This window comes from Pseudomonas sp. RW407, assembly GCF_003176655.1.
In the GTDB taxonomy this organism is placed as follows: Bacteria; Pseudomonadota; Gammaproteobacteria; order Pseudomonadales; family Pseudomonadaceae; genus Pseudomonas; species Pseudomonas delhiensis.
On the sequence record NZ_QGSL01000106.1, the window covers coordinates 305,178 to 323,232 of the forward strand.

General features: G+C 67.5%; 19 protein-coding genes and 1 tRNA gene. 9 read left to right on the forward strand and 11 right to left on the reverse strand.

Annotated elements, in window-relative coordinates:
- Nucleotides 1–226: 226 nt before the first annotated feature.
- From DK254_RS18240 to DK254_RS18275, 9 genes are all read right to left on the reverse strand, one after another.
- A complete protein-coding gene (locus tag DK254_RS18240) occupies nucleotides 227–2,536 on the reverse strand; it encodes an LTA synthase family protein (protein ID WP_371921158.1) in 2,310 nt (769 codons plus the stop codon).
- A gap of 404 nt (nucleotides 2,537–2,940) precedes the next feature.
- Nucleotides 2,941–3,294 (reverse strand): YkgJ family cysteine cluster protein, encoded by a 354-nt coding sequence (locus DK254_RS18245; protein ID WP_109934917.1) that lies wholly within the window; start codon nucleotides 3,292–3,294, stop codon nucleotides 2,941–2,943.
- Nucleotides 3,295–3,380: 86 nt separating this feature from the next.
- Complete coding sequence (locus DK254_RS35205; protein ID WP_371921159.1) at nucleotides 3,381–3,593, reverse strand: DUF6538 domain-containing protein; 213 nt, start codon at nucleotides 3,591–3,593, stop codon at nucleotides 3,381–3,383.
- A 95-nt stretch (nucleotides 3,594–3,688) separates the two neighbouring features.
- Nucleotides 3,689–3,764, reverse strand: a tRNA-Phe gene (locus DK254_RS18250).
- Between the two features lie 77 nt (nucleotides 3,765–3,841).
- Entirely contained in the window at nucleotides 3,842–4,114 is a 273-nt protein-coding gene (locus DK254_RS18255; RefSeq protein ID WP_089394528.1) for an oxidative damage protection protein, read from the reverse strand.
- The gene (mutY, locus tag DK254_RS18260) at nucleotides 4,111–5,178 is read right to left on the reverse strand and encodes an A/G-specific adenine glycosylase (protein ID WP_109934918.1); all 1,068 of its coding nucleotides are present in this window, start codon (nucleotides 5,176–5,178) and stop codon (nucleotides 4,111–4,113) included. Before mutY ends, DK254_RS18255 begins: the two co-directional genes overlap by 4 nt.
- Nucleotides 5,175–7,412, reverse strand: a complete 2,238-nt coding sequence (locus DK254_RS18265) for an AsmA family protein (RefSeq protein WP_109934919.1) — start codon at nucleotides 7,410–7,412, stop codon at nucleotides 5,175–5,177. The genes mutY and DK254_RS18265 overlap by 4 nt, the downstream gene beginning before the upstream one ends.
- Nucleotides 7,413–7,474: 62 nt before the next feature.
- The gene (locus DK254_RS18270; RefSeq protein ID WP_109934920.1) at nucleotides 7,475–8,575 is read right to left on the reverse strand and encodes an NAD(P)/FAD-dependent oxidoreductase; all 1,101 of its coding nucleotides are present in this window, start codon (nucleotides 8,573–8,575) and stop codon (nucleotides 7,475–7,477) included.
- Nucleotides 8,572–8,979 carry an acetyl-CoA sensor PanZ family protein gene (locus DK254_RS18275; RefSeq protein WP_109934921.1) on the reverse strand — a complete coding sequence of 136 codons (408 nt, stop codon included), beginning with the start codon at nucleotides 8,977–8,979 and terminating at the stop codon, nucleotides 8,572–8,574. The genes DK254_RS18270 and DK254_RS18275 overlap by 4 nt, the downstream gene beginning before the upstream one ends.
- Nucleotides 8,980–9,130: 151 nt before the next feature.
- Between DK254_RS18275 and hisB the strand changes: the two genes are divergently transcribed.
- The 7 genes from hisB to DK254_RS18310 all read left to right on the forward strand — a co-directional run bounded on the left by hisB (nucleotide 9,131) and on the right by DK254_RS18310 (nucleotide 14,125).
- The gene (hisB, locus tag DK254_RS18280; protein WP_089394534.1) at nucleotides 9,131–9,724 is read left to right on the forward strand and encodes an imidazoleglycerol-phosphate dehydratase HisB; all 594 of its coding nucleotides are present in this window, start codon (nucleotides 9,131–9,133) and stop codon (nucleotides 9,722–9,724) included.
- Nucleotides 9,724–10,362: an imidazole glycerol phosphate synthase subunit HisH gene (gene hisH / locus DK254_RS18285; protein ID WP_109934922.1), complete on the forward strand. Its 639-nt coding sequence runs from the start codon at nucleotides 9,724–9,726 to the stop codon at nucleotides 10,360–10,362. Before hisB ends, hisH begins: the two co-directional genes overlap by 1 nt.
- 3 nt (nucleotides 10,363–10,365) lie before the next feature.
- The gene (locus DK254_RS18290) at nucleotides 10,366–10,626 is read left to right on the forward strand and encodes a DUF2164 domain-containing protein (protein WP_089394536.1); all 261 of its coding nucleotides are present in this window, start codon (nucleotides 10,366–10,368) and stop codon (nucleotides 10,624–10,626) included.
- A gap of 41 nt (nucleotides 10,627–10,667) precedes the next feature.
- Entirely contained in the window at nucleotides 10,668–11,417 is a 750-nt protein-coding gene (gene hisA, locus DK254_RS18295) for a 1-(5-phosphoribosyl)-5-[(5-phosphoribosylamino)methylideneamino]imidazole-4-carboxamide isomerase (protein WP_109934923.1), read from the forward strand.
- Between the two features lie 80 nt (nucleotides 11,418–11,497).
- Nucleotides 11,498–12,268 (forward strand): imidazole glycerol phosphate synthase subunit HisF, encoded by a 771-nt coding sequence (hisF, locus tag DK254_RS18300; RefSeq protein ID WP_089394554.1) that lies wholly within the window; start codon nucleotides 11,498–11,500, stop codon nucleotides 12,266–12,268.
- Nucleotides 12,269–12,471: 203 nt separating this feature from the next.
- Complete coding sequence (locus DK254_RS18305) at nucleotides 12,472–13,218, forward strand: ABC transporter substrate-binding protein (RefSeq protein ID WP_109934924.1); 747 nt, start codon at nucleotides 12,472–12,474, stop codon at nucleotides 13,216–13,218.
- A gap of 148 nt (nucleotides 13,219–13,366) precedes the next feature.
- Nucleotides 13,367–14,125, forward strand: coding sequence for an ABC transporter substrate-binding protein (locus DK254_RS18310; RefSeq protein WP_109935779.1), 759 nt, complete (start codon nucleotides 13,367–13,369; stop codon nucleotides 14,123–14,125).
- A 393-nt stretch (nucleotides 14,126–14,518) separates the two neighbouring features.
- On the opposite strand, the gene DK254_RS18315 is transcribed toward DK254_RS18310, so the two are convergent.
- Both DK254_RS18315 and DK254_RS18320 read right to left on the reverse strand, forming a co-directional pair.
- Complete coding sequence (locus DK254_RS18315) at nucleotides 14,519–14,899, reverse strand: MliC family protein (protein WP_109934925.1); 381 nt, start codon at nucleotides 14,897–14,899, stop codon at nucleotides 14,519–14,521.
- A 102-nt stretch (nucleotides 14,900–15,001) separates the two neighbouring features.
- Complete coding sequence (locus DK254_RS18320) at nucleotides 15,002–16,411, reverse strand: amino acid permease (RefSeq protein WP_109934926.1); 1,410 nt, start codon at nucleotides 16,409–16,411, stop codon at nucleotides 15,002–15,004.
- Between the two features lie 340 nt (nucleotides 16,412–16,751).
- Here DK254_RS18320 and DK254_RS18325 point away from each other — a divergent pair, with 340 nt between their 5' ends.
- The gene (locus DK254_RS18325) at nucleotides 16,752–17,540 is read left to right on the forward strand and encodes a helix-turn-helix domain-containing protein (protein WP_109934927.1); all 789 of its coding nucleotides are present in this window, start codon (nucleotides 16,752–16,754) and stop codon (nucleotides 17,538–17,540) included.
- 435 nt (nucleotides 17,541–17,975) lie between these two features.
- The coding region (locus tag DK254_RS35210; RefSeq protein ID WP_146219628.1) for a DUF1427 family protein at nucleotides 17,976–18,055 on the forward strand (80 nt) is incomplete at its 3' end.

Below are 18,055 nucleotides of genomic sequence, written 5' to 3' on the forward strand. Positions count from 1 at the left end.
AACGCAAGCTATCACGCGACCCGGGGGGCGCCAAGCGTTCGGGGGCCGCGCCGGGCCTGGATAGTGGCATCTTGTCGCATTGCCGCAGTGCCTTGTCGCCTGGGCTGAACACCGGGGTGCCGGAGGCTTGGCGAGGGGGGCTGGCGGAACGAGGGGCGCGATAGTGCCAGCTTCGCCGGCGGGGGAAAAGACCGCGGGCCCCGACATTGGTCGGGGCCCGGGAAGGTCACTGGGTGATCTGCTGCTCGCCGCCGCTGTTGTCGCGGCTCTCTTCGTCGAGCTGGTCGAGCTGGCCGGCCATCAGCGCCGGACGGCCGCCGATGCGCGGGCCTGGCAGTACGCTGCCGCCGGCGACCCGGGTGGGATGCTCGCTGGCGTCGATGGCCGATTTGCGCGGCTGCGTCTGCACGTGGAAATCGGTGATCTCGATGATGCCCTTGCCTTCGGCCAGCAGGTGGAAGGAGAAGGCCTTGCGCGCGCGCTCGTTGTCGAAGCCGAAGGTCACCTGCAGCGGCTTGTCGCGGGTCAGCAGTGGGAACTCGGGGATCGCCAGGTCCACCGGGCGCTCGAACTCGCGGGTCTTCAGCTGCACCTTGGCGCCGGCCTTGTCCATCTGCAGCGCGCGGATCTTCAGGTTCACGGTGGTGTGGCTGTCGGCCGGGAACTCCAGGTACTGGGCGCCGATCAGGTTGTCGGTGTACTCGTTGGTGACCTGCGGCTTGATGCGGATCTTCTCCTGGGTGGCGAACTGGTATTCGCCGCCCGGGCCGCTGCCGGTCACCGAGTGGTCGAGGATGCCGGCGCGGGCGGCGACCAGGCGGGCGTCGCGGCCGCTGAAGCGCCCGACGAACTGGGCGCTGTCGGCGATGAAGCCATCGCTCTTGTAGCGCCGGCAGACCTGCTGGAAGTCGCATTCGGTGAAGGTCTGCTTGCCGTCGTGGAAGCGCAGCATGCCGTTGGTGAAGGAGACCATCTCGCGGCCGTTACTGTATTCGCGGAACAGCGAGCGCCCGGAAACGTCCTTCGGCGGGGTGAAGCCGAAGTAGTCGAGGACCGAGGCGTCCATGTCGACGTGGCCGTAGACGCCGCTCTTCACCGGCGGCAGGGCCGCCTGCTCGGGCGCCAGCACCAGGTTCAGGCCCCAGGAGGAGGCCAGGCGCACGTTGTCGATGCCATGGGATTCGTCGGAGGTGACGATCACCAGGGTGTCCTTGAGCACGCCCTGCTTCTCCAGCCCGGCGAGGAAGGCGTCGACGGCGTCGTCCAGGTAGCCCACCGCGGCCTGGCGCGGGGTGGGGTACCTGGCCAGGTATTCCGGGGTGGCCGAGTACGGCTGGTGGGTGCCGACGGTCAGCAGGGTGAGCATCCACGGCTTCTTGTCCTTGCGCAGCTGGCCGACGTAGTCCAGCGCGCCCTCGAAGAAGGCCTTGTCGTCCATGCCCCAGGCGAACTCCAGGTAGGGCTTCTTCTTGAACCAGTCGCGGCCGAGGGTCTTGTCGAAGCCCATGGCCGGCATCACCTTGTCCTTGGCCATGAAGCGCAGCCCGGCGCCCTGCAGGAAGTGGGTGCTGAAGCCGTGCTGGCGCAGCTGCGCCGGCAGGCACTCGGCGGCGCGGCCGGGGTTGGACAGCAACTCGACGCCCTTGGGCGTGCCGTTGTCCAGCTTGCTGTAGTCACCGCACAGCAGCGCGTACAGGCCGCGGATGGTCTGGTGGCTGTGCACCACGTAGTCCGGGGTGGTCATCGAGCGTTCGGCCCAGGCGCTGAGCTTGGGCATCATGGATTCTTCGTAGCTGCTGCTCAGGGCGGCGCGGTTGGTCGCCACGTAGGCCCCGGGGATGCCTTCCATGGTGATGATCAGCACGTTCTTCGCCGTGCCCGGGCCGGCCAGCAGCGGGGTGCCGGACAGGTCGAGCTGGGTCAGCCCGGTGACGTCGGGCGGGGTGTCGCCCTGGTCGCCGGCCAGCCAGTCCTCGACCGCCAGCTCGCCCTGGCTGGCGCCGCCGGCCAGCAGGCGGTGCGGCAGGTTGAACTGCTTCCACACGTCGACGTCGTTGGGGATCACGTACTGCAGGCCGAAGTGGGCGCCCAGCAGGACCACCGGCAGGCTATAGGCCAGACGCGACAGGCGCTGCTCGCGGCGCCGCCAGAGCAGCGCGCAGAGCGCGATGGCGCCCAGCAGCGCGCCGGCCAGCCACGGGTGGGCGATACCGCCGCCCTGGGTGGAGTTGCCGACGAAGGTCGGGTCGGCGAGGAAGTGCAGGTCGCTGGGATCGGGCATGCGGCCCACGGCGCTGACCAGCTCGGCGTTGCCGATCGTCATCAGCGCCCACAGCAGCATCACCGGCAGCGCGAGGAACAGGCGCAGGCGGTGCAGCAGCAGGACCAGCAAGCTGCCGATGGCCAGGTCGGACAGGTAGCCGTAGAGGTTGCCCCAGCCAAAGGCATGGCGGCTGGCCAGCGGGATCACCAGGAACAGGATGGCAAGCGTCGCGAGGTTGCCGCGTTGTTGCCACCAGCGCTTTAGAGGATGCACGAGCACTCCCTTTTCAGGCATCGGGGGACCTGAAAGTATCCCATCCATCGGGCGGAAATCATCCGGAATGTCATCATTCTGAAAAAACGTTCTGCTACGCGCCAGTAGACAACGTAACCCGGGGAGTATTCGCCGGGCGGGCGACCAGCGGTGCAGGGGCGGCGGTGATCGGCTGAAGGGGCGGGGAATGCAAAAAGCCCCTGGTTCTGGCGAACTCAGGGGCCTTTCGGAAGCTTGGTGCCCAGGGACGGAATCGAATGATTACCTGCGGGTCGTGCCAATGCTGGCTTTCCCGAAGAAGAACGAAACCTTGCTGTTGGACCTTCAAGCCGAACCGTAAAGACTTGATTCCTCCTGCGAGCCAAGCCCTGCCGCACCCACGGGGCTTTTCATTTCTCAGCAGCCTAAACCAGAACCTGCCGAGTGCTGGCGATCAATTGGTTGACTTGGCGAACCACCGATTCATCAGTAGGTGTCTCGGGCCCCCTTCCCTCCGGGCATGGCATGCTAGGCGTGGTCCCAAATAGCCTGCAGATAAGTGGGCGCTGCTCATACGCCTCGCAACCATTGACGCCAAGGTGGACGCAGCTCCACTCCGCCAAGGCTGTATCGTGCTCGGCCTCACTCTTGACGGGTAATCGGGCCATCTCTTCCGAAGACGCAGTGACCGGTCCGCAGCAATCGTGGCAGCCAGGCTTGCATTCAAAGCCAGGGATTTTCCGACGCAACTGATCGATCCTGCGGCTAACACTGTTCATTTTCGCTTCCTGATTTGGCGCGCGGATTGTACATCCATGACTACGCGGTTCATCACCACATCCGCGGGGAACACTCAGCCTTGCCATCACCTGCTCTGCTGCGAAGCGTGCCTTCGCTGCGGCGGGGCGCGGGTTTTCAGCGAGCGTTTGTATTCGTGTCCAGGGATGGGGCGGAGCTCATCGGGAACGCGGCGTCGGAGATAGAAAACTCCGCTCTGGGGATGCTTGAAGGGCTGTGCCATGAAGGATCGCGCGCGGTATCGGGGTGATCCGCCGATCATGCGGCTGGAGTCGGCCATGTGTACCCACCTTGTGTACCAGTCGGGTGGGCCTTAGCCGTGCCTCAGAAAGACAAAACCCCTGATCTCTTTCGAGATCAGGGGCTTAGGTGTCTTGGTGCCCAGGGACGGAATCGAACCGCCGACACGGGGATTTTCAATCCCCTGCTCTACCAACTGAGCTACCTGGGCAACGTGGCGCGCATTAAAAGGGTTTTCGTTTGGGGTGTCAAGCGTGCCGCGAAAAAATTTTCAGTTAATACCGAAACTTACGCGCTCGGCGGGACGTAGCCCTCGGCCTGGGCGTATTCCTCGCCGGAGAGGAACTTGTCCATCTCGGCCTGGAGGAACTTGCGGTCCTCGGCGTTCATCATGTTCAGCCGGCGCTCGTTGATCAGCATGGTCTGGTGCTTCTGCCACTCGTCCCAGGCCTTGCGCGACACGTGCTCGTAGATGTCCTGGCCCTTGGCGCCGGGGTAGGGCGGGCGATCGAGGCCGGGCAGCTCTTCTTTGTACTTGCGGCACATCACCATTCGGCTCATGTCATCTCTCCTGCATTCAACGCGTCGGCTGCCCGTTTGAGCAGCTTCTTGACCGGGGCCGCGAGACCGAGCCGCGGCGGCGTGGCGAGGTTATACCAGAGCCAGTCGCCCTCGGCCACGCCGCCGGCTGCGTCCTCCACGCGCACCAGCCAGGGCTCGATGGCCAGCTGGAAGTGGCTGAAGGTGTGGGTCAGGCCGGGCAGCGCATGACGCTGCCCCAGGCGCAGGGCGTGCTGCGCGGCGAGCGGGTCGAGCTGGGCGAGGTCGTCCAGTTCCGGGAAGCTCCACAGGCCGCCCCACAGGCCCGTGGACGGGCGGCGGTAGAGCAGGATGGCGCCTTCGCGGTTGGCCAGGATCGGCATCAGCGTGCGCCGCTGCGGCAGCTCCTTGCGCGGCTTGGGCACCGGGTAGGCGCTTTCGCGGCCGAGCAGGTGGGCGCGGCAGCCTTCGCTCAGCGGGCACAGCAGGCAGCTGGGCTTGCTGCGGGTGCAGAGGGTGGCGCCCAGGTCCATCATCGCCTGGGTGTAGTGGTTGACCCGCGCATGGGGGGTGAAGCGCTCCGCCGCTTCCCACAGTTGCTTCGCCACCTTGGGCTCGCCCGGGTAGCCGTTGCAGGCCAGGTAGCGGGCCAGCACGCGCTTGACGTTGCCGTCGAGGATGGGCGCGCGCAGGTCCATGGAGATGCTGGCGATGGCCCCGGCGGTGGAGCGGCCGATGCCGGGCAGCTCGGTGAGTTGCTCGAGGTCGCGGGGGAATTCGCCGCCATGGCGCTCCATCACCAGCTTCGCGGTCTTCTGCAGGTTGCGCGCGCGGGTGTAGTAACCCAGCCCGGTCCACAGGTGCAGGACTTCGTCCTCTGGCGCTGCGGCCAGGTCGGCGACCGTGGGCAGCGCCGCCATGAAGCGGTCGAAGTAACCCAGCACAGTGCTCACCTGGGTCTGCTGCAGCATGATTTCCGACACCCACACCCGGTAGGGGTTGATGTCGCGCTGCCAGGGCAGGTCGTGGCGGCCGTGGCGGTCGTACCAGTCGAGGACCGCGGTATTGAAGCGTTCGGGGGTCATTTCTTCTTCAGCAGGTTCTTCAGGGCGTCCTTCAGGTCGGGGCTGACCTTGTCGCCGAATTTCTCTTCGAGTTTCTCGTTCAGGCGCTGCCCGGCCAGTTGCCCGGCGATGCGGCCGATACCTTCCTGGTCCAGGCGGCAGGCCTTGGCACCGAGTTCCAGCGGGCCGCGGCAGCGCAGCGGCCATTCGATGCCGACGTAGCGCTTGTTCACCTCGCAGGCCGGGTCGGGCATGTCGCTCTTGTCGCCTTCGATGATCACGCCGACGCGGTAGTCCATGCCCAGCACGCGCAGGTCGAGGTCGCCGTCGCCCTTGACCGTCAGGCCGGGCACCGCGACGCGCAGGTCGGGGTTGCTGGCCACGCCGTTGTGGAAGGTCAGGCTGCCGTTGAGCTCGCGGAAGGGGGTGTCCTTGCCGCCGTGCTCGGCGCTCAGGCTCTTCCGGTTGAGGGTGGCGATGCCGCGGCATAGCTGCTCTTCCAGGTTGGCGTTGAGCAGCACGCCCTTGCTCAGCTTGAAGTTGGCCTTGCCGTTCAGGTTGTCGATCCAGGCCTTCTGGCTGTTGCCCTGGGTGGTGATGTCCGCGTCCAGGTTCAGCAGGCCGGTGACCGGCGGCTTCTGGCCCTGGGCTTCGAGGAGTTTTTCCACCGGCACGCCTTCGATGTGCTTCTGCGCCGCCAGCAGCGCCACGTCCTGGCGCACGTCGAGGCTGGCCTTGGCGTTGAAGCGGCCGTCGTAGAGCTCGCCGCGCATGTCGTCGAGGCTGAACTGGCCGTTCTGCCCGCGCAGCTTGAGCACGGCGTTCTCGATCGGCAGCTTGTCCAGGGTGAGCTGGCCGAGGTTCATGTCGAGGTCCAGGTCCAGCGTGCGCAGCTTGGCCAGCGGCAGCAGCGGCGCGTCGCTCCAGGCCTGCTGGGTCGGGGCGTTGGGCAGTGGGCTGTCGCCCTTGCCGGTGGCGCTGGCGACGGTGGCGTCGACTTCCGCCTTGCGGCTGGCGCTGGCCGCCTTGGCGCCTTTGGCGGCCTTGGCCGGCAGGTAGCGGTCGAGGTTCAGCTTGTCGCCGCTGAGCTGGGCGCGTACGGCCTGCTTGGCGATGTCGGCCAGGCCCAGGCTGCCGCTGAAGCTGCTGTCGTCGAGCTTGAGCTGGATGTCGCTGAGGTTGACGCTGTTGCGGCTACCGTCCAGGCGCGCGGCCAGTTCCAGCTTGGTCAAGGTGTTGCCGTCGGCCATCTCCGGCAGCTTCTGGCCGAGGCCGTCGAGGAATTCGCGCAGGTTGAACGGGGCGATGGACAGGCCGCCGGTGAACTGCGGGTCCTTGTCGAGGTTGCGCGCCTTCAGCTCGCCGAGGGCGCGCAACTGGTTGACCGACAGCTTCAGGCCGTTCCATTCGGCGACCTGCGCGGCCTGGTCGAGCAGCAACTGGCCCTGGGCGGAGAAGGTCGCGGTGCGGCCCTGCAGCTGGTCGCCGGCCAGCTCGCCGGAGAGCTTGGCGTCTTCCAGCTGGTAGCGCTTGAGCGCGCGGTCGAAGCGCAGGTTGCCGGTCAGCTCGGTCTTAGCGCGGGTCACCGGCTGGTTGGTGCCCAGGTAGGCGTTGAGCTTGAAGGGGATGCTGCTGCCTTCGCGGATGGCGCCGGTGTTCAGGTCCAGGCCTTCGACGGTGTACTGCTTGCCGCTCTGCTCGTCGCTGTAGTCGATGCGCGCGCCGCTGACGTTGAGGCTGTCGATGTCCAGCTTCATCGGCGTGGAAGCGGTTTCGGCCGGCGCCTTGGGCGCTTCGGCGGGCGCGCTGGCCTGGCCGGCCGGCGTGGCGGGAGTGGCGCCGGCGGGTTGGGCCGGCTTGCCGATGTCTTCCCAGTTGCCCTTGCCGGCCTTGTCGCGGTTCAGCGTCAGGGTCAGGCCCTGCACGCGGATGTCGCTCATCTGCACTTCGCGGCGCAGCAGCGGCAGCACCCGCACCGACAGGCCCAGCAGTTGCAGGTCGGCGAACGGCTTGTCCGGGCTGCGCACGCTGGCCACGCTGGTGTCGTGCAGTTCCAGGCCGAGCCAGGGGAACAGGCTCCAGCCGATGTCGCCGCGCAGGTCCAGCTCGAGGTTGGCCTTGTCGCGGGCGAGCTGGCGGATCTCGTCCTTGTAGTCGTTGGGGTCGAAGAAGTGGGTGAGGATGAAGCCGGCGGCGACTACCAGTAGCAGCAGGGCGAGGACGGCTATGCCCAGGATCTTGCCGAACGCTTTCATGGACGGGTCCTTGTTCTGGCGGCGGGTGAATTGGCGGGAGTATATCAATGCGCCCGCCCGCTTCAGCAGGCGGCGGCGACGCGTTCGGCGATGGCCAGGCTGGCGGTGAGCCCCGGCGACTCGATCCCGAACAGGTTGACCAGGCCCGGCAGGCCGTGGTCCACGGCGGTTTGGATGACGAAGTCGGAAGCGGGTTCCCCGGCGCCGCTCAGTTTAGGACGAATCCCAGCGTAGCCGGCCTGCAGACGTTCGGCGTCCAAGCCCGGGAAGTAGCGGCGGATGGCCTGGGCGAAGGGCTCGCGCAGCGCTTCGTCGACCAGATAGTCGATGGTTTCCAGGTAACGCACGTCCGGGCCGAAGCGCAGCTGGCCGCCGAGGTCGAGGGTGGCGTGCACGCCCAGGCCGGCGGTGTTGGCCTCGGGCATCGGGTAGATCAGGTGGCTGAACGGCGAGCAGCCGCCGTAGGTGAAGTAGCGGCCCTGGCACAGGTGCAGCGGCGGCACGCCTTGCAGGCCTTCGGTGCGCGCGGCCAGTTGCTGGGCGAACAGGCCGCCGGCGTTGACCACCTGTGCGGCCTGGATGCTGAAGGATTCGCCGACGCTGACGCCCTCGGCGATCCAGCCATCGGCGGCGCGGCGCAGGTTGTCGATGCGGGTGTCCAGCACCAGCTGCGCGCCGCGGTTTTCCGCGGCGTGCTGCAGCGACAGCATGTAGACGTGGCTGTCGATGATCCCGGTGCTCGGCGAGAGCAGGGCGGCCACGCCACGCACCGCCGGCTCCAGCGCGTGCAGCTGGGCGGCGTCCAGCGGCTGCAGGTCATGTACGCCGCTGGCTTCGGCATTGGCGGCGAGGGCTTCCAGCTTGCCCAGTTCGGCGTCTTCCACGGCCACCAGCAGCTTGCCGATGCGGCTGTGCGGCACGTCGTGGCTGGCGCACCAGGCGTACAGGCGCTCGCGGCCTTCCAGGCAGAGTTCGGCCTTGAGCGAGCCGGGCGGGTAGTAGAGGCCGGCGTGGATGACCTCGGAGTTGCGGCTGGAGGTGTGGCTGCCGATCAACCGTTCGGTTTCGACGATCAGCACGCTGCGTCCGGCGGCGGCCAGGCGCGCGGCGCAGGCCAGGCCGACCGCGCCGGCGCCTATGACCAGGCTGTCGATGTCGTTCATGGGCCCTCGGTGGTTTCCAGGGCCAGGCCCAGGTGCTCGGCCAGTTCCGCGGCCTCCGCCTGTCCGGCCGGGGCCTGCAGGTGCAGCGGGCAGCCGGCGAGCACGGCCTGGCGCTGGGCTTCTTCCAGCAGCCGCCGGGCCACGCCGCGGCCGCGGGTGACGCGGCGCACGCACAGGCGCGAGAGGCGCCAGGCGTCGGCGTCGCGGCGTAGCCAGGCGGCGCCCAGCAGGCGGTCGTTGAAGCGCCCGGTCAGCAGCGTGCCGGCGGCCAGCGCGGCGTCCACCAGGGCCTCGCCATCGGCGAAGGGCGCGAGCAGCCAGGCCGGCGCCTCGGCGTAGAGCCTGGCCAGGTCCTGGCGGTCCTGGGCGGAGGGCTGGGCAAGGTGTTCGACGATCACGGGCATGGCGGCATCCTCGGCGGGGACGCGCAGTTTACGGACAAGCGGTGGCCCGCGGCCAGCGCCGCCGACCGTCGCCCGTAGCCCTGCGCGGCCCGCCGCGCCTATAATGCGGGCCCTCTTATAATTAAGTGCAGTGTTAGCTGTGGAGCTGGTGATGGCCGAACGCAAGGCAACCGTCGCGCGCGACACCCTGGAAACCCAGATCAAGGTGTCCATCGACCTGGATGGCACGGGCAAGGCCCGTTTCGATACCGGGGTGCCCTTCCTCGAGCACATGATGGACCAGATCGCCCGCCATGGCCTGATCGACCTGGACATCGAGTGCAAGGGCGACCTGCACATCGACGACCACCACAGCGTCGAAGACATCGGCATCACCCTCGGCCAGGCCTTCGCCAAGGCCATCGGCGACAAGAAGGGCATCCGCCGCTACGGCCATGCCTACGTGCCGCTGGACGAGGCGCTGTCGCGCGTGGTCATCGACTTCTCCGGCCGCCCCGGCCTGCAGATGCACGTGCCCTTCACCCGCGCCAGCGTCGGCGGCTTCGACGTCGATCTGTTCATGGAGTTCTTCCAGGGCTTCGTCAACCACGCCCAGGTGACCCTGCACATCGACAACCTGCGCGGGCACAACACCCACCACCAGATCGAGACGGTGTTCAAGGCCTTCGGCCGCGCCCTGCGCATGGCCATCGAGCTGGACGAGCGCATGGCCGGGCAGATGCCGTCGACCAAGGGGTGCCTGTAATGCAGACGGTCGCCGTCATCGACTACGGCATGGGCAACCTGCACTCGGTGTCCAAGGCGCTGGAGCGCGTGGGCGCCGGCCGCGTGCTGGTGACCAGCGACGCCGCGGTGATCCGCGAGGCCGACCGCGTGGTGTTCCCCGGCGTGGGCGCCATCCGCGACTGCATGGCCGAGATCAGGCGCCTGGGCTTCGACGCGCTGGTGCGTGAAGTCAGCCAGGACCGCCCCTTCCTCGGCATCTGCGTCGGCATGCAGGCGCTGCTGGAGCACAGCGAGGAGAACGGCGGCGTCGACTGCATCGGCCTGTTCCCCGGCCAGGTGCGCTTCTTCGGCAAGGACCTGTACGAGGACGGCGAGCACCTGAAGGTGCCGCACATGGGCTGGAACCAGGTCAAGCAGACCCTCGACCACCCGCTGTGGCACGAGATCCCCGACGAGGCGCGCTTCTACTTCGTGCACAGCTACTACATCGAGGCGGGCAACCCGCGCCAGGTCGCCGGCCGCGGCCACTATGGCCGCGACTTCGCCGCCGCGCTGGCCGAGGGCCCGCGCTTCGCCGTGCAGTTCCACCCGGAAAAGAGCCACACCCACGGCCTGCAGTTGCTGCAGAACTTCGCCGCCTGGGACGGCCGCTGGTAGGCCATGGCGCGCCAGAAGGACAAGCCGGCGATCCTCCAGCTCGATGGCGCCCAGCGCCAGAGCGCGGCGCGGGCCATCCAGCGCTTCCTCGAGGAGCGTTTCGAGCTGGACGTCGGCTCCTTCGAGGCCGAGGAAGCGCTGGACTTCTTCATGCGCGAGTTCGGCCCGCTGTTCTACAACAAGGCGATTCTCGATGTGCAAGCGCACCTGAAGGACAGGTTCGAAAGCATCGAAAGCGACTTGTGGGCGCTCGAGAAGAGCTGACCCGACCCTATTCACGACTTGGATTCGAGCAGGTTCAACCGATGCTGATCATCCCCGCAATCGATCTGAAGGACGGCGCCTGCGTGCGCCTGCGCCAGGGCCTGATGGAAGACGCCACCGTCTTCTCCGACGACCCGGTGGCCATGGCCGCCAAATGGGTCGAAGGTGGCTGCCGCCGCCTGCACCTGGTGGACCTCAACGGCGCCTTCGAGGGCAAGCCGGTCAACGGCGAGGTGGTCACCGCCATCGCCAGGCGCTACCCGAACCTGCCGATCCAGATCGGCGGCGGCATCCGTTCGCTGGAAACCATCGAGCACTACGTGCGCGCCGGCGTCAGCTACGTGATCATCGGCACCAAGGCGGTCAAGCAGCCGGAATTCGTCGGCGAGGCCTGCCGCGCCTTCCCCGGCAAGGTGATCGTCGGCCTGGACGCGAAGGACGGCTTCGTCGCCACCGATGGCTGGGCCGAGGTCAGCGAAGTGCAGGTCATCGACCTGGCCAGGCGCTTCGAGGCCGATGGCGTGTCCGCCATCGTCTACACCGACATTTCCAAGGATGGCATGATGCAGGGCTGCAACGTCGAAGCCACCGCCGCCCTGGCCAACGCCACGCGCATCCCGGTGATCGCCTCCGGCGGCATCCACAACCTGGGCGACATCCAGAAGCTGCTGGACGCGCGCACCCCGGGCATCATCGGCGCCATCACCGGCCGGGCGATCTACGAGGGCACCCTGGACGTCGCCGAGGCGCAGGCGCTTTGCGATAAGGCGGCAGCAGGCGGCAGGCTGTAGGCTGCAGGTAAGAGCTTGGCCTGGTTTGGGTGGGCGGTACGCTGTTCGCCTGAAGCCTGAAGCCGCTTTCGGAGAAAGCTATGACATTGGCAAAACGCATCATCCCCTGCCTCGACGTGGACAACGGCCGCGTGGTCAAGGGCGTCAAGTTCGAGAACATCCGCGACGCCGGCGACCCGGTGGAGATCGCCCGGCGCTACGACGAGCAGGGCGCCGACGAGATCACCTTCCTCGACATCACCGCCAGCGTCGATGGCCGCGACACCACGCTGCACACCGTCGAGCGCATGGCCAGCCAGGTGTTCATCCCGCTGACCGTCGGTGGCGGCGTGCGCACCGTGCAGGACATCCGCAACCTGCTCAACGCCGGCGCGGACAAGGTCTCGATCAACACCGCCGCGGTGTTCACCCCGGAGTTCGTCGGCGAGGCCGCCGCGCGCTTCGGCTCGCAGTGCATCGTGGTCGCCATCGACGCCAAGAAGGTCTCGGCGCCGGGCGAAACCCCGCGCTGGGAAATCTTCACCCATGGCGGGCGCAAGCCCACCGGGCTGGACGCGGTGGAGTGGGCGAAAAAGATGGAAGGCCTGGGCGCCGGCGAGATCCTCCTGACCAGCATGGACCAGGACGGCGTGAAGAGCGGCTATGACCTGGGCGTGACCCGCGCCATCAGCGAGGCGGTGAACGTGCCGGTGATCGCCTCCGGCGGCGTCGGCAACCTCGAGCACCTGGCCGCCGGCATCCTCGAAGGCAAGGCCGACGCGGTGCTGGCGGCGAGCATCTTCCACTTCGGCGAATACAGCGTGCCGGAGGCCAAGGCCTACCTGGCCAGCCGCGGCATCGTGGTGCGCTGAAGCGGCGCGGCGCACGCCCGATGTGCAGGCCCGGCCCGTCCCGCGACGGCCCGGGCCTTTTTCATGGCCGGCCGCAGGCCCCGTGGCAGAGCGCTCCGCCGCGGCTTCCGGAAGGCGTGATGCGGTCCGAAAGATGCAAGGCCGAATGATGGCAAACTTGCGGTAAGCTCTGTGCCTTCGTTTTCGACCAGGAATGCTTCTCGATGCTGAAACGCCTCCTGCTGGCCAGTACCCTGCTGTTGGCCGGCACAGCGCATGCGGAAATCTCCCCGGACTACAGCATGGTCCTGCTGACGGAGAACTTCCCGCCCTACAACATGGCCATCAACGGCAAGAATTTCGCCCAGGAAGACAACATCGACGGCATCGCCGTGGACATCGTCCGGGAGATGTACAAGCGCGCCGGCATCAAGTACAGCATGACCCTGCGCTTCCCCTGGGAGCGCATCTACAAGCTGGCGCTGGAGAAGCCGGACTACGGCGTCTTCGTCACCGCGCGGCTGCCGGAGCGGGAAAACACCTTCAAGTGGGTCGGCCCCATCGGCCCGGACGACTGGGTGCTGCTGGCCCGCGGCGACAGCCCCATCGCCCTGAAGAGCCTGGACGAGGCGAAGAAATACAAGGTGGGCGCCTACAAGGGCGACGCCATGGCCGAGTACCTCGCCGAGCACGGCTTCGAGCCGGTGCTGGTGCTGCGCGACCAGGAGAACGCCGGCAAGCTGCAGAAGGGCGAGATCGACCTCTGGGCCAGCGGTGACCCGGCCGGGCGCTACCTGGCCAAGCAGGTCGGCGTCAGCGGCCTGAAGACGGTGCTGCGCTTCAACAGCGACCAGCTGAACCTGGCGCTGAACAGGGAAACCCCCGACGAAGTGGTGCAGAAGCTGCAGGCCGCGCTGGACAAGATGCGCGCCGAAGGCTTCGTCGACGATGTGCTGAACAGCTACCTGTGATTCGCCGGCGCCGCCCGAGGGGGGCGGCGCCGCGATGCGTTGCCGGCCACGGCCGGAGCTGTGCCAGGGACGGTGTACGGGACGGGAATCGCGTCCGCGATGCAGGGATGCCGCTAGCCATAACGATAACCAAGCGAGCGGTATGACCATGCTGAAACTCAAGACCTGCGGGCTGTTCATCGGCCTGCTGCTGGGGGCCGCCACGGCCCGCGCCGAATTGCCCGCCGACTACAAGGTGGTGCTGCTGACGGAGAACTTCCCGCCGTTCAACATGGCGGTGGACGACAAGAACTTCGCCCGCGACGAAGGCATCGACGGCATCAGCGCGGACATCGTCCGCGAGATGTTCAAGCGCGCCGGCATCGGCTACACCCTGAGCCTGCGCTTCCCCTGGGACCGGCTGTACAAGCTGACCCTGGACCGCGCCGGTTACGGCCTGTTCTCCACCACCTACACCCCCGAGCGGGTGCCGCTGTTCAAGTGGGTGGGGCCGCTGGCGAAGACCGGCTGGGTGGTGCTGGCGCCGCCGGGCAGCAAGATCACCGCGCTGAAGGACGTCAAGGAAGCCGGCAAGTACAAGCTCGGCGCCTACAAGAACGACGCCGTCAGCCAGGCCCTGGAGAGCCAGGGCATCCCGGTGGTCAACGCCCTGCGCGACCAGGAGAACGTGAAGAAGCTGATGAGCGGGCAGATCGACCTCTGGGCCACCACCGACCCGGTGGGCCGCTACCTGGCCAAGCAGGAGGGCGTGACCGGCCTGCAGACGGTGCTGCGCTTCAACGAGGCGCAGCTGTACCTGGCGTTGAACAAGGACACCCCGGACGAGGTGGTCGAGCGCCTGCAGAAGGCCCTGGACCAGATGCGCGCCGAGGGGTACGTGGACGAGGTCACCAACAACTACCTCTGAGGCCCGGCCTGTCGGCCAGCTCAAGTCCGCTCCTACGCCCGCCATGCATCTGTAGGGCGGATAACCGTTCGCGGTTATCCGCCGTAGGGTTCTGAGGATGCACGATTGTAGGAGCAGCTGTCTTACAGGCCACACCAGGGTGCTCTTCGTAGGAGCAACTGTCTTGCAGGCTACGCCGCCTCTTTCCAACTCGTAGGGCGCATAACGCCTACGGCGTTATCCGCCGCGGCCGTCAGGCACCGGCGTTCCGGCCAACGGCGGATAACCGCGAACGGTTATTCGCCCTACGGTCGAGCACGGACGTAGGAGACTCTGCCCACGATTCGCGCAGGGCCCATTCATGCCACCGACGAAAAAACCCGGCACTGGCCGGGCTTTTTCGTTGCAGCGAACTCAGCGCTCCTTGCAGGAAACGCCATCGGCGGGCTCGCCGCCCTTCCAGTCCTTGTACAGGGTGGCTTCCTCGCCCTTGGTCCACCACACGTACTGGCCGGCGGCGTATTTGGCGCCGGAGGCGGAGATGACGTTGGCGAACACCAGGCTGGAGCTGTCGCTGACCGGCACCACCGCCAGGTGGTTGTCGCCCTTGTTCAGGTACTGGACGCTGAACTTGCGGCCGTCGTCGCACTTGTAGTCGACGCTGCGCGAATCCAGCTTGGCGTCGCCGGGCAGGACCAGCGCGTCCACCGGCGGCGCCTTCTTCTCCTCGCCGCCACCACAGGCGACCAGCAGCACGGGAACGGCGGCGGCCAGCAGCCAGAATGCTTTTTTCATGGGTGTCCCTCTGACGAAAAATGGCCCGGACACTCTAGCCAAGGTTCACCGCCAACGGCAACGCCGCGCGCCCCGGCGAAAAGTCGGGCGCGCGGCGCGTTCTCATTCGGCCAGGGCCAGCGCCGGCTGCGCGGTGCGCGAACGCTTGAGGCGGAAGCAGGCGAACATCACCAGCAGCCACAGCGGGATCACGTACACCGAGACCTGGATGCCCGGGATCAGCGTCATCACCCCGAGGATGAACAGCACGAAGGCCAGGCACAGCCAGTTGCCGTAGGGATGGAAGATGACGCGGAAGGCGGTGCGCACGCCGTCGCGGTCCATGCGCTGGCGGAACTTCAGGTGCGCATAGCTGATCATCGCCCAGTTGATCACCAGCGCCGCCACCACCAGGGACATCAGCAGCTCCAGCGCCTGGTGCGGGATCACGTAGTTGACCACCACCGCGAGGAAGGTCACCAGCGCCGACACCAGCAGCGCGCGTACCGGCACGCCGCGCTTGTCCACCTGCGCCAGGGCGCGGGGCGCGTCGCCCTGCTCGGCCAGGCCGACCAGCATGCGGCCGTTGCAGTAGGTGCCGCTGTTGTAGACCGACAGCGCCGCGGTGAGCACCACGAAGTTGAGGATGTGCGCCGCGGTGTCGCTGCCCAGCAGCGCGAAGACCTTCACGAAGGGGCTGCCGCTGTAGTCGTCGCCGGCCGCGCTGATGCTCTGCAGCAGGCTGTCCCAAGGCGTCAGCGAGAGCAGCACGGCCAGGGCGCCGACGTAGAAGATCAGGATGCGCCAGAGCACCTGGTTGATCGCCCTGGGGATCACCGTCTTCGGCTGGTCGGCCTCGGCGGCGGTGAAGCCGAGCATTTCCAGGCCGCCGAAGGAGAACATGATGAAGGCCATGGCCATCACCAGCCCGCTGGCGCCGTTGGGGAAGAAGCCGCCGTGGCTCCACAGGTTGCTCACGCTCGCCTGCTCGCCGCCGTGGCCGGAGAACAGCAGCCAGCAGCCGAGCAGGATCATGCCGACCACGGCGCTGACCTTGATCATCGCGAACCAGAACTCGGCCTCGCCGAACAGCTTGACGTTGGCCAGGTTGATGAGGTTCACCAGCACGAAGAACACCGCGGCGCTGGCCCAGGTGGGCACGTCCGGCCACCAGTAGTGCACGTACTTGCCCACCGCGGTGAGCTCGGACATGCCGACCAGGATGTACAGCACCCAGCAGTTCCAGCCGGAGAGGAAGCCGGCGAAACCGCCCCAGTACTTGTGGGCGAAGTGGCTGAAGGAGCCGGCCACCGGTTCCTCGACGATCATCTCGCCGAGCTGGCGCATGATCAGGAAGGCGATCAGCCCGGCGATGGCGTAGCCGAGCAGCATCGACGGCCCGGCCGACTTGAGCACCCCGGCCGAGCCGAGGAACAGGCCGGTGCCGATGGCGCCGCCGAGGGCGATCAGCTGGATGTGGCGATTCTTCAGGCCGCGCTGCAACTGGCCTGCGTGCTGGGTATCACGCGTCATTGCGTCACCTTTTGTTGTTATCTGTGACGGAGGGGACCCCGCGGTTCGTGGCCGCGCGGCATGCAAGGCTCATCGCGCCGCGACGAATTGCCGCCGGGCGCTGGGCTGGCGCCATATCAGCCGCTGCGGCCAATGGGAACAAGTCCGAAGCCCTTGTGGGAAAGCGCCCCGCGACCACCTCGGCCGGCAGCTTTTCGTTACAGCCATGGCGGACCGCGCATCGCGTCGGCGCCGGCGTAAAGCCTTCGTTACACAGCGGTTCGCCAGCTTTCCAGGGCAGATGCAAGGCGCCGGCGGCGCCGCTACCATGCGCGGCATCGACCTTCGTTTCCGGTGAGCCATGGCCCGCGCCGCCCCGCCCGACCTCAGCGATACCCAGGTGCCCCTGCGCGGCCTGGCGCGCAGCTACCCGCGCGGGCTGTACATCGAGCCCCACGAGCACGAGTGGGGCCAGGTGCTCTACGCCATGTCCGGGCTGATGTGGCTGGAAACCCCGCAGGAAGCCCTGCTGCTGCCGCCGCAACGGGCGGTCTGGCTGCCGCCCGGGGTGCCCCATGGCATCCGCGTGGTCAGCGAGCTGCAGATGCGCAACATCTACCTGCGCCCGAGCCTGGCCGGGGTGCTGGAGGAGCGCGTGCAGGTGTTCGAGGTGGACACCCTGCTGCGCGAGCTGATCCTGCGCCTGGTGGAACAGGAACAACAGCCCGACGCCGAGTACTACCGCGCCCTCTCCGACCTCTGCGTGCTGGAGCTGCGCCGCGCCCGCAGCAGCCTGCCGCGCATCCGCCTGCCGGAAGACGACGACCGCCGCCTGCTCGCCCTGTGCCGGGCGGTGATGGCCAACCCCAGCGCGGAAATCCCCATGGAGCAGCACGCCGCCGACGTCGGCGCCAGCGTGCGCACCCTCGCCCGCCTGTTCCAGCGCAGCCTGGGCATGGGCTTCGCCGCCTGGCGCCGCCAGGTGCAGCTGGCCACCGCGGTGGCCGCCCTGGCCGCCGGCACCCCGGTGAACCGCATCGCCCACGAGCTGGGCTACACCCCGGGGGCGTTCAGCGAGATGTTCCGCCGCGAGCTGGGGGTGGTGCCTTCGGCGTGGGTGGCGACGGGGCCTGGTCCGATCGGCGGATAACGCTTCGCGTTATTCGCCCTACGCGCCCCGGCACTTCCCGTAGGAGCGGGCCCTGCCCGCGATTCGCGCGCAGGGCGCGCTCCTACAGGAGAATGGCGCGGATGGGGCAGCGTAGGAGCAACTGTCTTGCAGGCCGTGCCGGGGTGCTCTTCGTAGGAGCGAGCTTGCTCGCGAATGGGCCCGCAGCGGAGTGTGTTCGCGAGCAAGCTCGCTCCTACGAGAAGCCATGCTCGCCTGCAATGTAGGATCTTGTCCGCGAATCGCGCCGATACCTCCGGCCATCGCGGGCAGGGCCCGCTCCTACAGGCACCGGCAACCCCATCGCCACGGATGCATGGGTGGCGCAACCTGTCCGAAATTCCGAAGTCCTTGACCGATCCCCCTCCGCCACCCGCCCTAGACTGCCTCCACCCAGCCGAACGTCCCGGAGGCCCCATGAACTACCTGATCTCGCTGGCCATCGGCGTCGCCGTCGGCGTGCTCTACAACCTGCTCGACTTCCGCTCGCCGGCGCC

Excerpts from the sequence above, each read along its gene's own strand:
- DK254_RS18245 (WP_109934917.1), bottom strand. The coding sequence starts at position 3,294 with ATGAACAGTGTTAGCCGCAGGATCGATCAGTTGCGTCGGAAAATCCCT.
- DK254_RS35205 (WP_371921159.1), bottom strand. The coding sequence starts at position 3,593 with ATGGCCGACTCCAGCCGCATGATCGGCGGATCACCCCGATACCGCGCG.
- DK254_RS18255 (WP_089394528.1), bottom strand. The coding sequence starts at position 4,114 with ATGAGCCGAATGGTGATGTGCCGCAAGTACAAAGAAGAGCTGCCCGGC.
- mutY (WP_109934918.1), bottom strand. The coding sequence starts at position 5,178 with ATGACCCCCGAACGCTTCAATACCGCGGTCCTCGACTGGTACGACCGC.
- DK254_RS18265 (WP_109934919.1), bottom strand. The coding sequence starts at position 7,412 with ATGAAAGCGTTCGGCAAGATCCTGGGCATAGCCGTCCTCGCCCTGCTG.
- DK254_RS18270 (WP_109934920.1), bottom strand. The coding sequence starts at position 8,575 with ATGAACGACATCGACAGCCTGGTCATAGGCGCCGGCGCGGTCGGCCTG.
- DK254_RS18275 (WP_109934921.1), bottom strand. The coding sequence starts at position 8,979 with ATGCCCGTGATCGTCGAACACCTTGCCCAGCCCTCCGCCCAGGACCGC.
- hisB (WP_089394534.1), top strand. The coding sequence starts at position 9,131 with ATGGCCGAACGCAAGGCAACCGTCGCGCGCGACACCCTGGAAACCCAG.
- hisH (WP_109934922.1), top strand. The coding sequence starts at position 9,724 with ATGCAGACGGTCGCCGTCATCGACTACGGCATGGGCAACCTGCACTCG.
- DK254_RS18290 (WP_089394536.1), top strand. The coding sequence starts at position 10,366 with ATGGCGCGCCAGAAGGACAAGCCGGCGATCCTCCAGCTCGATGGCGCC.
- hisA (WP_109934923.1), top strand. The coding sequence starts at position 10,668 with ATGCTGATCATCCCCGCAATCGATCTGAAGGACGGCGCCTGCGTGCGC.
- hisF (WP_089394554.1), top strand. The coding sequence starts at position 11,498 with ATGACATTGGCAAAACGCATCATCCCCTGCCTCGACGTGGACAACGGC.
- DK254_RS18305 (WP_109934924.1), top strand. The coding sequence starts at position 12,472 with ATGCTGAAACGCCTCCTGCTGGCCAGTACCCTGCTGTTGGCCGGCACA.
- DK254_RS18310 (WP_109935779.1), top strand. The coding sequence starts at position 13,367 with ATGCTGAAACTCAAGACCTGCGGGCTGTTCATCGGCCTGCTGCTGGGG.
- DK254_RS18315 (WP_109934925.1), bottom strand. The coding sequence starts at position 14,899 with ATGAAAAAAGCATTCTGGCTGCTGGCCGCCGCCGTTCCCGTGCTGCTG.
- DK254_RS18320 (WP_109934926.1), bottom strand. The coding sequence starts at position 16,411 with ATGACGCGTGATACCCAGCACGCAGGCCAGTTGCAGCGCGGCCTGAAG.
- DK254_RS18325 (WP_109934927.1), top strand. The coding sequence starts at position 16,752 with ATGGCCCGCGCCGCCCCGCCCGACCTCAGCGATACCCAGGTGCCCCTG.